Raw genomic sequence first — 16499 nt, 5'->3', positions numbered from 1 at the left:
AGTGCAGCGTTACTTTGCGGCGGCGGTGCGCTTGAGCAGCGGCGCCAGATATTTGCCGGTAAAACTTGCCTTCGACTTCGCGACCTGCTCGGGCGTGCCTTGCGCGATGATCTGCCCGCCGCCCGCGCCGCCTTCAGGACCGAGATCGATGACCCAGTCGGCAGTCTTTATTACATCGAGATTATGTTCGATGATCACGACGGTATTACCCTGGTCGCGCAACCGGTGAATCACTTCGAGCAGCAGCGCGATGTCGTGAAAATGCAGGCCCGTGGTCGGTTCGTCAAGGATGTATAGCGTGCGACCGGTATCGCGCTTGCTCAGTTCCAGCGACAGTTTCACGCGCTGCGCCTCGCCGCCCGACAGCGTGGTCGCCGACTGGCCCAGCCGGATATAGCCCAGACCCACGTCCAGCAAGGTTTTCAGCTTGCGCGCGACGACCGGCACCGCCTTGAAGAAGTCGTACGCATGCTCGACGGTCATGTCGAGCACTTCGCTGATGTTCTTGCCTTTGTACAGCACGTCGAGCGTTTCGCGGTTGTAGCGCTTGCCGTGGCAGACGTCGCACGGCACGTAGACGTCGGGCAGGAAGTGCATTTCGACCTTCAGCACGCCGTCGCCCTGGCAGGATTCGCAGCGCCCGCCCTTCACGTTGAACGAGAAGCGGCCCGGATCGTAGCCGCGCTCCTTGGCGGCCGGCACGCCCGCAAACAGTTCGCGGATCGGCGTGAACAGGCCCGTGTAGGTGGCGGGATTCGAGCGCGGCGTGCGGCCGATCGGCGACTGGTCGACGTTGATCACCTTGTCGAAATGCTCGAGGCCCTCGATCGACTCGTGCGGCGCCGGCTCGGTGGACGAGCCGTACAGGTGCTGCGCGACCGCGTGATACAGCGTGTCGTTGATCAGCGTCGATTTGCCCGAGCCGGACACGCCGGTCACGCAGGTGAGCAGACCGACCGGCAGATCGAGCGTGACGTTGTGCAGGTTGTTGCCGTACGCCTCGACGATGCGCAGGCGCCGCTCGTCGGGCTCCTTGCGCTCGTCGGGATAGACGATCGTGCGCGCGCCGGACATGTACTGCCCGGTCAGCGACGCCGCGTTCTTCTGCACCTCTTTCGGCGTGCCTTCGGCGATCACCATGCCGCCGTGCTCGCCGGCGCCCGGCCCCATGTCGACCACGTAGTCGGCCATGCGGATCATGTCTTCGTCGTGTTCGACGACGATCACCGAGTTGCCGAGGTCGCGCAGGTGCTTGAGCGTGGAGATCAGCCGGTCGTTGTCGCGCTGATGCAAGCCGATCGACGGTTCGTCGAGCACGTACATCACGCCGGTCAGCCCCGAGCCGATCTGCGACGCGAGGCGGATACGCTGGGCCTCGCCGCCCGACAGCGTTTCGGCGCTGCGCTCCAGCGACAGGTAATCTAGCCCGACGTTATTCAGGAACATCAGCCGCGCGACGATTTCTTTTACGACCTTGTCGGCGATCTCGCGCTTCGAGCCTTCGAGGCGCAGCGTCTGGAAATAGCCGAGCGCGTCGCGCAGCGGCCAGCCGCTGATCTCGAAGATGCCGCGCGCGTCACCGTCCGCGCCGATGCGCACAAAGCGCGCTTCACGGCGCAGGCGCGTGCCGGCGCAGGCCGGGCACGCCTGGTTGTTCTGATACTTCGAGAGTTCCTCGCGCACCGCGGCCGAATCGGTTTCGCGGTAGCGCCGCTCCAGATTCGGGATGATCCCTTCGAACACGTGCTCGCGTACCGACGTGCGGCCGCGCTCGTTGATGTACGAGAACGGGATTTCCTGCTTGCCCGAACCGTACAGCAGGATCTTGCGCACTTTCTCCGGCAGGTCCTCGAAGGCCGTGTCGATGTCGAAGTCGTAGAACACCGCGAGGCTCTGCAACATCTGGAAGTAGAACTGGTTGCGCCGGTCCCAGCCCTTCACCGCGCCCGCCGCGAGCGACAGCGACGGATGCGCGACCACCCGCTTCGGATCGAAGAAGGTGATCTGGCCGAGGCCGTCGCATTCCGGGCACGCGCCCATCGGGTTGTTGAACGAGAACAGGCGCGGCTCCAGCTCCTGCAGCGAATACGAGCAGATCGGGCAGGCGAACTTCGAGCTGAACAGATGTTCTTTGTCCGTATCCATTTCGAGCGCGATCGCGCGGCCGTCGGCCAGACGCAGCGCGGTCTCGAACGATTCGGCCAGGCGCTGCTTCATGTCCGGGCGCACGCGCAGACGGTCGACCACGACGTCGATCGTGTGCTTGTCGTTTTTCTTCAGCTTCGGCAGCGAATCGACTTCGTAAATCTTCGCGCTCTCTTCGTTCGCGGTGCCGCCGCCCGAGCGCACCCGGAAGCGCACGAAGCCCTGCGCCTGCATGTCTTCGAACAGATCGGTGTGCTCGCCCTTGCGGTCGGTGACGACCGGCGCGAGGATCATCAGGCGGGTTTCTTCGGGCAGCGCGAGCGCCGCGTCGACCATCTGCGACACGCTTTGCGCTTCGAGCGGAATCTCGTGGTCGGGGCAATAGGGCGTGCCGACCCGCGCGAACAGCAGGCGCAGATAGTCGTGAATTTCGGTGACGGTGCCGACGGTCGAGCGCGGATTGTGCGAGGTCGCCTTCTGCTCGATCGAAATGGCCGGCGACAGACCTTCAATGAGGTCGACGTCCGGTTTTTCCATCAGTTGCAGGAACTGGCGCGCATAGGCCGACAGACTTTCGACGTAGCGCCGCTGTCCTTCCGCATACAGCGTATCGAACGCCAGCGACGATTTGCCGGAGCCGGAAAGCCCCGTGATGACGACGAGCTTGTGACGCGGTAAGTCGAGATTGACGTTCTTCAGGTTGTGGGTGCGAGCCCCACGAATACGGATTTGTTCCACGGATTTATTCCATGAACTGCGCCATGAACTGCGGCAAAGGGGAGGAGGCCAAACCTGCTACTATAACGACTTTTCCAGACCGCCGTTACGGCTTCCTGACAACGGGAACGAGGCGCGAGGGCAGGTTCGGGTCGGACTGTAGAGTTGTCGCCTGGCGCGACGGGCGGCACGGCGGGGCGCCGCGGGGAAGTGGTCTAACTGGGGCCGTTTTCCGCGACTACAAGACGCCAACTCTGTGCCGGCAGTCACGGCTGTCCCCCACGGGCTCGCCGCCCGGTTCATTCAAACAACGCTTCCGATGTCCAATCCGTCAGCCGTCTCCACACGCATGAGCGCGCCCGAGTTGCGCGCGACCGTGTCGCTTGCCGCCATCTTCGCTTTGCGCATGCTCGGTCTGTTCATGATCATGCCGGTGTTCTCGATCTATGCGAAAACCATCCCGGGCGGCGAGAACGTGCTTCTGGTCGGCATCGCGCTCGGCGCGTACGGCGTCACGCAGTCGATGCTCTACATCTTCTACGGCTGGATCTCCGACAAGGTCGGCCGCAAGCCCGTGATCGCGACCGGCCTGCTGATTTTCGCGATCGGCAGCTTTGTCGCGGCGGGCGCGCACGACATGACGTGGATCATCGTCGGGCGAGTGATTCAGGGGATGGGCGCGGTTTCTTCGGCGGTGATCGCGTTCATTGCCGATCTGACCTCGGAGGAGCATCGCACCAAGGCGATGGCGATGGTCGGCGGCAGCATTGGTATTTCGTTCGCGGTCGCGATCGTCGGCGCGCCGATCGTGTTTCACTGGCTCGGCATGAGCGGCCTGTTCACGCTGGTCGGCATCTTCGCGATTCTGGCGATCGGCGTGGTGCTGTGGGTCGTGCCCGATGCGCCGAAGCCGGTGCACGTGCGCGCGCCATTCGCCGAAGTGCTGCACAACGTCGAGCTGCTGCGCCTGAATTTCGGCGTGCTGGTGCTGCACGCGACGCAGACCGCGCTGTTTCTCGTCGTGCCGCGCATTCTCGAAGCCGGCGGCCTGCCGGTCGCGTCGCACTGGAAGGTTTATCTGCCGGTGATGGGGCTGTCGTTCGTGATGATGGTGCCGGCGATCATCGCCGCCGAAAAGCGCGGCAAGATGAAGATCGTGCTGCTGTCGGCCATCGGTCTTATCCTGATCGGCCAATTGTTATTGGGCGTCGCTGCGCATACGATTCTGAGTGTGGCGGCGATCCTCTTCGTCTACTTCCTCGGCTTCAATATTCTCGAGGCGTCGCAGCCTTCGCTGGTGTCGAAGCTGGCGCCCGGCACCCGCAAGGGCGCCGCGGCCGGCGTGTACAACACCACGCAGTCGATCGGTCTCGCGATGGGCGGGATGATCGGCGGCTGGCTGCTCAAGGTGGACGGGCAGAGCGCGGTGTTCTTCGCGTGCTCCGGGCTGGTATTTTGCTGGCTTATAATCGCCGCGAAGATGAAACCGCCGCCGCGTAGGGCGTAACGCAGCGTACCCGGGAACCCCACCCGAATCATCCAGAACTCACCCGGCGGCGGGCAGAGGCGCTGTTCCGGTCTCGGGCCTGCCGGCCATGGGACGCGAACCGCGAAGGGCCGCGCCGCCTGCAACAGGAATCAACAGGAGAAATCATGGCATCCGTGAACAAGGTCATTCTCGTCGGCAACCTCGGAGCCGATCCGGAAGTCCGCTATCTTCCGAGCGGCGACGCAGTGGCGAATATCCGCCTCGCGACGACCGACCGCTACAAGGACAAGGCATCGGGCGAGATGAAGGAAGCCACCGAGTGGCACCGCGTCGCGTTCTTCGGCCGCCTCGCCGAGATCGTCAACGAATATCTGAAGAAAGGCTCGTCGGTGTACCTCGAAGGCCGTATCCGCACCCGCAAGTGGCAGGCGCAGGACGGCACCGACCGTTACTCGACCGAGATCGTCGCTGAACAGATGCAGATGCTCGGCGGCCGTGGCGGCGCGTCGATGGGTGGCGGCGACGAAGGCGGTTATAGCCGCGGTGAGCCGTCGGAGCGCAGCGGTGGCGGCGGTGGTGGCCGCGCTATGTCGTCCGGTGGCGGCGGCTCGCGCGGTGGCAGCGGCGGCGGTTCGAGCCGTCCGAGCGCGCCGGCTGGCGGCGGGTTCGATGAGATGGATGACGACATTCCGTTCTAAGCCGTTTCCGAGCTACACAGCTTTTCGCTGAGCAGAATCACCAAAGCCCGCTTCCCAAAAGGAAGCGGGCTTTTTTACGCCATAACGTTGCGCCGCGCTTGCATATTCGCCCTATGACGCTCAGCGCATCAAATGCGCCAACGTATCCCGCAACGGCCCACTCGATACCACGATCGGCCCGGAAAACGGCGTATCGAGATCGACGATCACATAAACCGCCGAAGCAATCGACACCGCGCCCAGCATGATCGTCACCAGCGCCAGCGCATTACGCGGCGCGATCAATCCGAAGCTCAGAAAAATCACCCCGAGCCAGAACGTCAGCGTCTTGAAGAACGGCCGCGAGATCGAGCTATGTGCTTCCTCGATCAGCTTCCAGCGCGCATCGACGACGCGCCGGTATTGCGTCAGCGCATCGTCGAGCGCGCGTTGTTGCAGCGAATCGTGCGCGCGCAGTTGCCGCAACTCGCGGCCCACCGTCGTCAGCATGTCGCCGAGCCGCACGTTCTCCAGTTTTTCCGGCGTGTCGGGCGCTCCGAGATCGCGCGGATAGTCGCCGGCCGGCGCCGCCTCGTGCGGCCACGTCGATGCGATCGCCGCCGCCGTGTACTGGCGCAGCAGCTGCCGCGACTTGTCGGCGGCGCTGCCGAGTTCGCGCAACGTCGTATCGAATTCGATCAGCTCGGCCGCATAGGTGCGCAGATCGTTCGACGCGGTATCGAAGCCCGCTTTCGCCGATGCGGTCATCAACCCCAACACCAGCGCCGCGAACGTCACCAGCATGCCGATCACCAGTTGCACGAGCTGGACCGTCTCGTGCGCCTTGTGTTCCTCCGGCAGCAGCGGCCGCACGCCGACGCCGATGCCGGTCGCGATCAGCAACAGCGCGAACACGAGGACTGCCGAACCGATTTCCGACATTGAGCGCTCCGAAATAAAAGCGGGCATCGATCACTTTATTGATTTAGCTCAAGCGGCAGATGCGATCAACCATAAAGTTTTCGCCGGGCCGGCCGTAGTTGCGGAATGTGGTGATTGCTTACATTTCAATAAAGTTGCGGACCGGGCCATCTGGGCGTGGAGCGCAGCGCGCGCAGCCGGAGCGCTGTTGGAGACAGCCGTGAGCGCCGGCCGCGCGGCCCGATGGAGACCCGTCCGATGTTGAAGAAGCTGTCGATTCGCACCAGCCTCACGCTGATGATCGTGTTTTTCGGCCTCGCGCTGTTGCTTGGCGCCGCGGCTGGCTTGCTGTCGCTGCGCTCGGCAAATATGTCGCTGCAGCAGATGTACACGGTCGATACCCCCGCCGTCGCCGACCTCGAAGGCAGCTCGGGCCAACTGCTGCGCCTGCGTCTGGCGCTGGCCACTTACGCGTCGCTCGCCGCGCTCGGCGATGAGGACGGCGCGAACGCGGTACTCAAGCGTTTCGATCAGTACCGCAAAGCATCGGACGAGCGGCTTGCCCACTATCTGAACAAGGCCGGCACCGATACCGATCAACAGCGTCTGATCGCGGACATGCAGCAGCGCCGCGACACCTTTCTGCGCGACGGCGTCGAGCCGGCGTTGGCCGCGCTGAAGTCGGGCGACACCAACGCGTTCCAGCAACTGCAGGCGCACAAGCTGCCGTCGCTGTACAGCGCATACGAAAAAGCGATGCTCACGCTCGAACAGTTGCAGCTCGATCACGGCGCGCAGCGCTATCAGGATGCGCAGAATCTGTTCTACGCGATTTGCACGACGGTCGCGATCGGCATGGTGCTGTCGCTGCTCGGCGCGTGGCTGTGCCGCGCGGTGCTCGTGCGCGCGATCGTCCGCCCGGTTGATGCGACGATCGCGCAGTTCGAGCGCATCGCGCAAGGCGATCTGACCGGCCGCATCGACGTCGCCGGCGACAACGAAATGGGCCGTCTCGCGGCCGCGCTGCGCAAGATGCAGGTGTCGCTGGTCGAGACCGTGAACTCGGTTCGTCAGGGCACCGAATCGATCGACACCGGCGTCAGCGAAATCGCCGCGGGCAATGCCGATCTGTCGCAACGCACCGAGGAGCAGGCCGCATCGCTCGAAGAAACGGCCGCGAGCATCGAGCAGTTGACGTCGACGGTCAAGCAGACCGCCGACAACGCGAAGCAGGCGAGTTCGCTCGCACAGGGCGCGTCGACGCTGGCCGCGCAGGGCGGCGAGCTGACCGGGCAGGTGGTCGGCACGATGCACGAGATCGTCGACGACTCGCGGCGGATCGCCGATATCGTCGGCGTGATCGAGGGCATCGCGTTTCAGACCAACATCCTCGCGCTGAACGCGGCGGTCGAAGCCGCGCGCGCGGGCGAGCAGGGGCGCGGTTTCGCGGTGGTCGCGAGCGAGGTGCGTTCGCTCGCCCAGCGAAGCGCGGCGGCGGCCAAGGAGATCAAGGGCTTGATCGATGCATCGACCGCGCGGGTCGAGCAGGGTTCGCAACTGGTCGAGCGTTCGGGCACGACGATGTCCGAGATCGTCGCGGCGATCGCGCGCGTCAGTTCGATCATGGGCGAGATCGCGGCGGCCGCGCTCGAACAGAGCACCGGCATCGATCAGGTCAATCTGGCGGTCGCGCAGATGGACGAGGTCACGCAGCAGAACGCGGCGCTGGTCGAACAGGCTGCCGCCGCGGCGGGTTCGCTGGAAGAGCAGGCGCGGCGTTTGACGGCGGCGGTCGCGGTGTTTCAGACCGGCAGCGGGGCGCGGGCGGGAACCGCGGCGGCCGGTCGGCACGCTACGAGCGTTGCCGCCGGCTCGAAGCTCGAGGAAGCACTGGCGATAGCGTAATCGTCATGCGCAGATTCGTAGTGGCGCTGCGCATCGCACCGTCACTGCCGCGCTACTGCAGCGCCGCGTAATACTTCGCAACGCTATCTATTTCCTCTTCCGTCATCTGCCGCGCGACATTGCGCATCTGCTCGTTGATGTCGTTGTGCCGCGCGCCGGAAGCGAACGCGCGCAGTTGCGCGGCCAGATAATCGGCCGACTGTCCGCCGAGCCACGGCGCCGCGCCCTTGCGATCGAGCTGGCCATGGCAGGCCGCGCACGGCGCGATATTGCGCGCCGGGTCGCCCTGCATCACGAGCCGCACCGCGGTCGCATCCGGCTGCGCGCCGGCGCGGATTTTCTCGGCCGCTGGCGGCCGTTCGAGCGACGCGTAGTAGTTCGCCAGATCGCGCAGATCCTGATCGCTGCGCGCCGCGATGATCGCCTGCATCACCGCGCTGGGCCGCTGGCCGCTCTGGAAATCGCGCAGTTCCTTGTACGTGACGTCCGCATACTGACCGGCGAGCGCGGGCGCGGTGACCTGCACGGTGCCGAGCACGCCGTGGCACATCGAGCAGTGCTGGTTCGCGAGCGTCGCGCCGCGGCCGATCGAGTCGGCGGCCGCGCGTGACGAGCTTCCCGGCGGCAACACGACCACGTCGCTCGGCACGTGGCCCGTCGCGTTGCCGCTGTACCAGCTCGACGGCACGCCGGCCGCGCCGCAGATCCGCGCCCACAAGCCGAGGTCGCCGAACGCGCTGCTGGCCGACGGCAACCACACGAAGCCGATCAGAATCGCGACGAGCGCAAGCGCGACCGTGCCGCCGACGCTCCACGCGAACCACGGATTGCGCAAGCTGAACAGAGGATGTTCGTTCATCGCTGCGCTCCGATGACGACCGCCGGCACCGACGTCTGCGGCAGTCTGAGCAATTGCAGGATCGGCACGCTGTAGTTGACGACCGTCAGCCCGATCATCAGCGCGACCCACAAGCCGAAGCTGTTGAGCGCGACCGGCACGCGCTCGACCGGCTGCGCTGCGCTCGCGAAGCGGAACGCCTGCGGCTGCACGACCGGGCCGAATTGCGACTTCGCGAGGATGTAGATGAACAGCAGTCCCGACACCAACAGGATCAGGCCGCCGACCGCCGATACCCCGACCCAGAACCCCTGTCCCGCGACGCCGCTCATCGCATAGTCGTAGTAGGCCATCCGGCGCGGCGCGCCGAGCAGACCGACCCAATGCCACGGGAGCGTCACGACCATCATGCCGATGAACCACAGCCACAGTTGCGTGCGTATCAGCTTCGCCGCGACGATCGCGCGGCCGGTCAGCTGCGGCCACAGTTCGTACGCAATCGCGAAGTACATGATCACGATCGCGCCGCCGAAGATCAGATGGAAGTGGCCGGTCACCCACTGCGTGTTGTGCACGGTCGAGTTCAGCTGATAGCTCATGTTGATCAGCCCGCCCGCGCCGCCGAAGCCAAGCATCACGAACGAAAACGCGACCACCAGCATCATCGGATTGCGCCACGGCAACGCGGCGATCCAGCCGAACGCGCCTTTGCCGCCGCGCAGCCGGCCGGCGATTTCGACCGATGCGCAGATCGTGAACACGGTCAGCAGCGTCGGCACCGACACCATCCCGGTGAACACCGCGTGCACGAACTTGAAGCCGGCGCCGACCTGCGGATCGACGAACAGATGGTGGATGCCGATCGGCATCGCGAACACGAGAAACAGAATGAACGACACGCGCGCCATCGAATCGCTGTACAGCCGTCCGCCGATCGCGCGCGGCACCAGCGTGTAATACGCGATGTAGGCGGGGAACAGCCAGAAGTAGACGATCGCGTGCAGCGTCCACGAGAACAGCAGGCGCGCGAGGCCGGCGTCGATCGTATGGGCGAAGCCGAGCGCAACCGGCAGGATCTGGAACAGGATTTCGAGCGCCGCGCCGACCGCGGTCCACGCCCACAGATACGCGCCGGCCACGTTCGCGAACATCGCGAGCGGCACCGGCTTGCCGGGGTTCGCGCGCTTCCAGATGCGCAGATTCACGTGCATCAGCGCGACCCAGATCCACGAGCCGACCACCACCAGCACGACGCCGAGGTAATAGAACGGACTGCCAATCATCGGCGGATAGAACGTGTACAGCACCGACGCCTTGCCGAGCGCGACTGGCGCCATCGCCATCACCGCGCCGACCAGCAGCAGGTAGAACGCGGCCCACGCCCATTTGAGGCCGACGAGGCGCTGCGCGAGCGCGAGTTCGACGATCGCGTAGCCGAAGCCCATCGCGACCAGGGTCGGCATCACGTAGGCCATCACCGAGCCGTGCGCGGTCACCGACCGGTAGTACAACTCGGGGTCGCCGATCCACGGCGCGAGCGGGCTGCGCACCACCATCTGCCAGGCGCCCAGGCACAGCGCGATCGCGAACGTGATGAAGGCGAGCCAGAAATGCGCGAGAACGAGTCGCTTAGCGTGGAACACAGCTCAGCCTCCGTGATTGTTTGGCCTGCTCGAAGAAGGCGGCTTTATCGATCACTTTCACGTGCGCCCACATGGTCTGGTGACCGAAGCCGCAGAACTCGTGGCACGGCATCACGTGCTCGGCGGGGCGGTCGAAGCGCGCGTTCAGCGTCGCCACGTAGCCGGGCACGACCATCGTGTTGATGTTGGTGTCGGCGATCACGAGGCCGTGCACGACGTCCGCGCTGGTGGTGCGGATCGTGATCGGCGTGTCGGCCGGCACCAGCAGGCATTGCGGCGTGAACGAATACTGCTGCGCGATGAACCGCACGAGCACCGAGCCGTCGGGCTGCACCGCGCTGCCCAGGTTGTCTTCGACGAATTCGCCCGACAGTTGCAGGCGCGCCGGATCGATGGTCTCGACGCGCGACGGCGGCATCATCGCCCAGTGCACGCCGGAAAACACGATGATCGCGAGCATCAGCACGATCAGCGCGCTTGCGTAGATGGCCCAGCGCCGCTCGGCGCGCAGCGCGACCGCGTGGCCGCTGTCCGGGTGATTGGAGTCGGTCGACATGGTCAGTGAATGATGCCGCGCGGTAAAAACGCGAAAAAGTAGAACGCGAACCAGATCGCCATCATGATCACCGTGGCGACGCCGGCCAGCGCGATGGCGCCGCCGGGGCCGGCCCGCACCACGCGTTCGACTTCGTCGTCGGTCGGCGGGGCGGCGCTGTGCGGGTCGTTCGCTTCCATCTCGATGGTTCTCCAGTACGGCGCTTCAGACAGTGCTGCGAGGCTGCGCGCGGTCTTGTATGTCACTGCGCGCGTCAGTGCAGCGGCGCCTTGCGCAACTCGTTGACCTCGCGAGCCGTCACCGGCTGGCCGTGATTGCCCCACGCGGTGCGGATGAAGGTGACTACCGCGGCCGCCTCCTCGTCGTTCAACTCCTGGGCGAACGGCGGCATTCCGTACGGATGCGGATTGCGCTTCGTGGCCGGCGGAAAACCGCCGTTCAGCACGATCCGGATCGGATTGACCGCCGAGTCCATTTCGATCGACTGGTTGGCCGCGAGCGGCGGGTAGTGCGGCAGCTCGCCCTCGCCGTTCTCGCCGTGGCAGATCGCGCATTTATCCGCGTAGATCTGCTTGCCGAGCGCGAAGACCTTCGGGTCGGGCGTCGCGCTCGGGCCGCTCTTGCGGCCGCGCACGTCGGGCAGCGATTTCAGATAGACGGCCATCGCGCGGACGTCTTCGTCGGTCAGGTACTGCAGGCTGTGATAGGTGACTTCGGCCATCGGCCCGTAGACCGCGCCGCGCTTCGATACCCCGGCCTGCAACAGATCGACGATGTCATCGATGGTCCAGTCGCCGAGGCCGCCGTCCTTGTCCGAAGTCAGCGACGGCGCATACCAGTTCTGCACCGGAATCAGCCCGCCGGCGAACTGCTCGCGCTCCGACGAGCCGCCGAGCATGTTGATGCGCGTGTGGCACATCGTGCAGTGACCAAGCCCCTGGACCAGATACGCGCCGCGATTCCACTCGACCGATTGGGCCGGATCGGGCTGGAATTCGCCTTCGCGGAAATACAGCGCGCGCCAGCCGTACAGCAACTCGCGCTTGTTGTACGGAAAGCGCAGCGTGTGCTTGCGGTTCGGCTGCCGCACCGGCTCGATGCTCCTGAGGAATGCGAAGATCGCGTTGGAGTCCTCGCGCGTGACCTTGGTGTACTGCGCGATCGGCATCGCCGGGTAGAGCGGCGAGCCGTCCGGCCGCAGGCCGGTGCGCAGCATCTTGAAGAACGCTTCCTCGCTCCACGTGCCGATCCCGTACTGCGGGTCCGGCGTGATGTTCGGCGAAAAGAGCGTGCCGAACGGCGTTTCCATCGCGAGGCCGCCGGCGAACAGCCGGCCGCGCGGCGCGGTGTGACAGGCGATGCAGTCGCCGGCGCGCGCCAGGTATTCGCCGCGCTTGACGATCTCGGGGCGATTGTCGGGAGCAGCCGCGGCCGCCGTTTGAGTGCTTTCCGAGGGCTGCGTCGCGGTGGCCGCCTGCGCGCTGCTCAGCAGCGATGCGTGCAGCAGTTGTGCGAGCACCAGCACGCCGGCGGCGACAAGGTTGACGGTGCGTGCGCGGCGCGGCAGGCCAGCTTGGCGAAGAGTCGGCTTCATTGCGGTTGGCTCCCGCAAGCGAGAGGCAGCCGCTGCGCGGATGCCGGTGCGGGCCGGGGATCGGCCGGGCGCGGCTGGCGCGCGAGCCAGTGCGATACCGCGGCGATGTCGTTGTCGTTCAGCTTCAGCGCGATGGTGCGCATGCAGTCCGGCGCGATCGCGTGACGCGTGCCGGAGCGCCAGGTGCCCATCTGTCCGGCGATATAGCTCGCGTGCAGCCCGAGCAGCCCCGGAATGCCCGGCTGCGTGCCGGTCATGCGCTCGCCGTGACACGCGATGCAGGCCGGGATCTTGCGCGCGGGATCGCCGTGCATCACCAGTTGCTGGCCGGCGGCGAGCAGTTTGGGCGCCACCTCGGTGTGATCGGATTCGGGGTAGGGCGGCTGCAGGTCGGCGAAATACCGGGCGATCTGGCGCAGGTAGTCGTCCGGCAGGAAGGCGAGCAGATAGCCCATCGGCGGATAGGTGCGGCCGCCGTCGCGAAATGCGATCAACTGGTTGAAGAGATACTCGGCCGGCTTGCCGGCGATGCGCGGGAAGTAGTCGTTGTTGCGGCCCTGGCCCTCGACGCCGTGGCACGACGTGCATGCGCGCACGCGCTTGTCCATCTCCGCGGGCATCGTGACGGGCGCCGGGTCCGCCGCGGCACGCGCGGCGCCGCTGCCCAGCAGCTGAAGCACGCACAGCACCAACAGAATCGACGATCCGATAGCTCTGCGATACACACCGGGCCTCGTGGGGAACGTTCTGCCTGGTCGATTAATGCTTCATGCGCGAATGCCGGTTGCGTGACGATTCAGCAAACGGCGCATGAAGGTCTGCCAGCTTTGCTTTATTGCACTTGCGCTTGTATCTGCATTTGGCGCTGCGTTTGGATCCGCGCTAGTACGTGCATTAACAGCTAATCGAAACGGACTTATTCGGGCGGCGAAGTGCTAAAAAACTGATCTGCGACAACGTTCCGTGCTAAATGCGCGTGGGGGACGGCGATTTTCGGGTGCGACGGCGACGCATGAGAGGCTCGAATGCGTGGCAGCGAGTAGCAGGGTGCAGCAATTCAACGGAGGCGTCAATAGAGTTTAGGGCGGAAACAGACACTGCGCTAATTGCCGGTGCCCATAGGCGAAAGCTAAAGAAAGTGGGCCTTTGTTATGGCCGAAGTTATCGGCAATGCCCGAAATAACTGCGTGACATCGATACGTCACGCGAATGTAATTGTTTAATGCATTTCAACGAGTTTGATTCGCATTCGATTTGGCGTGCGTTTGACACCGCATTCGCATTTCAGTGATTTCGCGGATTGCCGCGCATTGCGCGTTACGCGAACAGCCGCCGCAACGCTTCGCGCGCATTGCCGACGAGTTCGCTCTCGCCGGCGCGCGCCGGCAGCAGATGAAATTCGAGCGCCGGCAGCGCGGGCAAACCGATGTTGGCCCCGCACGCGACGACGCCGCCGCCGAGCGACGACTCGTTCAGACAGGAAATGCCGAGCCCTGCTTTCAACGCGAGCTGCAAACCCGCGACGCCCGACGCCGAATGCGACACCACGTACGCGACCTTGTGTTCGTCGAGCAGCCTGACGACGAAGCGCTGCAACTGGCAGGTGGTCGGCAGCAGCACCAGTTGATACGGCGCGGCGGGGCGCGAATCGGCATCGGCGGCGCTGGCCCACAACAGTTTTTCGCGCCGTACCGCGGTGCTGGCGGCGCGGCTGCCCGCGGCGGCGCGCGCAGCGCCCGGGCCGCTGACGAGGCGCGCCGACAAACCGATGTCGAACGACGCGTGATCCTGCGCGCCGCTATCGATCACCGTGCTCGGCAGCACGGTCACATGCAGCTTCAGCCGCGGATGCTGCTCCGAGAACGTCTTGAGGATTCGCGCGATGTCGTGCGGGCGGTAGTAGTCGGTGATTGCGATGCGCAGCTCGCCGTCGAGCGCGCGACCCTGCAGGTCGTCGAACGCCGCTTCGTTCATCGCGAGGATACGGCGCGCGTGTTCGAGCAGACGCGCGCCGGCCGGCGTCGTGCTGACGCCCTGGCGGCCGCGCACGAACAGCGGCTGGCCGGCGCGCTCCTCGAGCTTCTTCAACTGCTCGCTGACCGACGACTGCGACAGGAACACCCGCTCGGCGCCCGCCGACACGCTGCCCGAGTCGGCGACCGCGACGAAGGTGCGCAGCTGGGCGAAATCGAAACCGCGTTGACTCATGATTCGGATATTCCGATATGTTAGATCTGAATTTCCGGCTTTTCCGATGGAAAGCCCAGCCGTAGCATACCTCCGAATCATTTGCGGAGGGTGTAATGAACAAGGTGTTTTTGACGGCGCCGGGCGGTTCCCGCCAATTTGGCGTGCAGCATCGGTGGAAAGTGCTGGGCGTCGGCTTTGCCGCGAACGCGAGCTTTTCGGCGGCGTTTTCGGGCATCCCGACCACTGCGGTGTTTTTGCGTTCGGGCTACCACCTGGGCAACCATGAACTTGGTCTGGTGCTCGGCATGCTGGGTCTCGGCATTGCGGTGAGCGAACTGCCGTGGGGGCTGCTGACCGACCGTTGGGGCGATCGGCGGGTGTTGCTGCTCGGCTTGCTGTCGACGGCCGCGGCGCTCGCCGGTCTCGCGTTGTTCGTGTCGCCGGGCTCCGGTTATGTGCCGGGCATGAGCATGCTGGCGCTCGGACTGCTGCTGGTCGGACTGCTCGGCGGCAGCGTCAATGGCTCGAGCGGCCGGGCGGTGATGGCGTGGTTCCGCGAGGGCGAACGCGGCCTCGCGATGAGCATCCGGCAGACCGCGGTGCCGGCGGGCGGCGGACTCGGTGCGCTGGTGCTGCCGCTGCTCGCGTCGCGTTACGGGTTTGCCAGCGCGTATGCGGTGCTCGCGGTGGCCTGCGCGGTGACCGCGTGGTTTGCGTGGCGGTGGTTGCACGAACCCGCGCCAGCGGATGACGCGGCCGCGGAAGTTTCGAACGTGACGCGTGGCCGCAATGCGGTGCAACGCTCTGCGGCGGCAGATCGGCCGAAAACGGCGCACAACATTTCGAAGCCGTCGCACGGCGCGCAGCGGCCGGCAAGCGCCGCGCCGGCGAATGCGGCTGCGGCGCCATCCGGCACCCGCTCGCCGCTGCGCGAACTGTCGATCTGGCGCGTCGCGCTCGGCGCCGGCGCGCTGTGCGTGCCGCAGATCGCGGTGATCACGTTCGGCACTGTGTTTCTGCACGACTTCGGCCGCGCCGGCGTGTTCGCGATCAGCGCGACGATGGCCGCGGTGCAGACCGGCGCCGCGGTCGCGCGGGTCTGGAGCGGCGCATGGACCGACCGGCGCGGCAATCGCCGCGCGTATATGCGGGCCTGCAGTCTGCTGACCGCGCTGCTGTTCGCAGTGCTCGCGCTGGCGACCGGTCTCGCCGGCCTGCATCGCGGCATGAGCGTCGTGCCGTTCGCCGTGCTGCTCGTGCTCGGCGGGGTCAGCGCGTCGGCATGGCACGGCGTCGCGTTCACGGAACTCGCGACGCTCGCCGGCACCCGCCGCGCGGGCACCGCGCTCGCGATGGGCAATACCTGCGTGTTTCTCACGCTGTTTCTGACGCCGCTCGCGATTCCGGCGTTGCTGTCGATAGGGGCGTGGCCGTTGGTGTGGGCGCTCGCGAGCGCCTGTGCGTTGCTCGCGTGGCCGGTGTTGCCGGCCGCGGCGGCGGCATGCGCGATGCGGGCCGCGCGGGTCTGACGCGCTGTACCGCGGACGGTACAGCGAACGGTATCGCGGCCGGTATCGCGGCCGGTACGGCGGACGGTAGGGCGGCAAGCGGCACCGCTCGTGAGCCGCTGCCCGCCGCCCGGCAGTCCTCCGTAATTAACAGTTGTTTGCAGCGACATAGGATCGTTCCGATTGCCGCGACGGTGTCAGGGTGATGTGATGGCTTGCCCGCCAGCGCCTGGCTGCGGGGCGGCAGCGGCGTCGTGCGCGGATCACGCGGCGCTGCCTGCGCGCTAACCCACCTCTGACAACGAGCGAGAACAAT

Annotated in this window: 13 protein-coding genes; 4 read left to right on the top strand and 9 right to left on the bottom strand. The window is 65.7% G+C overall.

The window, feature by feature from the left end; genetic code table 11:
• Nucleotides 1-9 precede the first annotated feature (9 nt).
• Nucleotides 10-2883 (bottom strand): excinuclease ABC subunit UvrA, encoded by a 2874-nt coding sequence (uvrA, locus tag LJ656_RS05470; RefSeq protein ID WP_230508251.1) that lies wholly within the window; start codon nt 2881-2883, stop codon nt 10-12.
• A 298-nt stretch (nt 2884-3181) separates the two neighbouring features.
• Here uvrA and LJ656_RS05465 point away from each other — a divergent pair, with 298 nt between their 5' ends.
• Nucleotides 3182-4369 (top strand): MFS transporter, encoded by a 1188-nt coding sequence (locus LJ656_RS05465; RefSeq protein WP_230508250.1) that lies wholly within the window; start codon nt 3182-3184, stop codon nt 4367-4369.
• Between the two features lie 146 nt (nt 4370-4515).
• Complete coding sequence (locus LJ656_RS05460; RefSeq protein ID WP_230508249.1) at nt 4516-5049, top strand: single-stranded DNA-binding protein; 534 nt, start codon at nt 4516-4518, stop codon at nt 5047-5049.
• Nucleotides 5050-5169: 120 nt separating this feature from the next.
• On the opposite strand, the gene LJ656_RS05455 is transcribed toward LJ656_RS05460, so the two are convergent.
• The gene (locus LJ656_RS05455; RefSeq protein ID WP_230508248.1) at nt 5170-5970 is read right to left on the bottom strand and encodes a bestrophin-like domain; all 801 of its coding nucleotides are present in this window, start codon (nt 5968-5970) and stop codon (nt 5170-5172) included.
• A gap of 237 nt (nt 5971-6207) precedes the next feature.
• Between LJ656_RS05455 and LJ656_RS05450 the strand changes: the two genes are divergently transcribed.
• Nucleotides 6208-7854, top strand: a complete 1647-nt coding sequence (locus LJ656_RS05450; protein ID WP_230508247.1) for a methyl-accepting chemotaxis protein — start codon at nt 6208-6210, stop codon at nt 7852-7854.
• A 52-nt stretch (nt 7855-7906) separates the two neighbouring features.
• Here LJ656_RS05450 and LJ656_RS05445 read toward each other — a convergent pair whose 3' ends face one another.
• From LJ656_RS05445 to LJ656_RS05415, 7 genes are all read right to left on the bottom strand, one after another.
• Nucleotides 7907-8713, bottom strand: a complete 807-nt coding sequence (locus LJ656_RS05445) for a c-type cytochrome (RefSeq protein WP_230508246.1) — start codon at nt 8711-8713, stop codon at nt 7907-7909.
• Nucleotides 8710-10335, bottom strand: coding sequence for a b(o/a)3-type cytochrome-c oxidase subunit 1 (locus LJ656_RS05440; protein ID WP_230508245.1), 1626 nt, complete (start codon nt 10333-10335; stop codon nt 8710-8712). Before LJ656_RS05440 ends, LJ656_RS05445 begins: the two co-directional genes overlap by 4 nt.
• Entirely contained in the window at nt 10322-10891 is a 570-nt protein-coding gene (locus LJ656_RS05435; RefSeq protein WP_230508244.1) for a cupredoxin domain-containing protein, read from the bottom strand. The genes LJ656_RS05440 and LJ656_RS05435 overlap by 14 nt, the downstream gene beginning before the upstream one ends.
• A 2-nt stretch (nt 10892-10893) precedes the next feature.
• Complete coding sequence (locus tag LJ656_RS05430; protein ID WP_230508381.1) at nt 10894-11136, bottom strand: hypothetical protein; 243 nt, start codon at nt 11134-11136, stop codon at nt 10894-10896.
• An 8-nt stretch (nt 11137-11144) separates the two neighbouring features.
• Nucleotides 11145-12485: a c-type cytochrome gene (locus LJ656_RS05425; protein WP_230508243.1), complete on the bottom strand. Its 1341-nt coding sequence runs from the start codon at nt 12483-12485 to the stop codon at nt 11145-11147.
• Entirely contained in the window at nt 12482-13210 is a 729-nt protein-coding gene (locus tag LJ656_RS05420; protein WP_230508242.1) for a c-type cytochrome, read from the bottom strand. Before LJ656_RS05420 ends, LJ656_RS05425 begins: the two co-directional genes overlap by 4 nt.
• Before the next feature lie 592 nt (nt 13211-13802).
• Entirely contained in the window at nt 13803-14693 is an 891-nt protein-coding gene (locus tag LJ656_RS05415) for a LysR family transcriptional regulator (RefSeq protein WP_230508241.1), read from the bottom strand.
• Between the two features lie 95 nt (nt 14694-14788).
• Here LJ656_RS05415 and LJ656_RS05410 point away from each other — a divergent pair, with 95 nt between their 5' ends.
• Nucleotides 14789-16204: an MFS transporter gene (locus LJ656_RS05410; protein ID WP_230508240.1), complete on the top strand. Its 1416-nt coding sequence runs from the start codon at nt 14789-14791 to the stop codon at nt 16202-16204.
• Nucleotides 16205-16499: the final 295 nt, after the last annotated feature.

It is taken from the genome of Paraburkholderia sejongensis (assembly GCF_020880815.1).
Lineage (GTDB): Bacteria > Pseudomonadota > Gammaproteobacteria > Burkholderiales > Burkholderiaceae > Paraburkholderia > Paraburkholderia sejongensis.
This window is presented reverse-complemented; position numbering and strand designations above follow the sequence as displayed.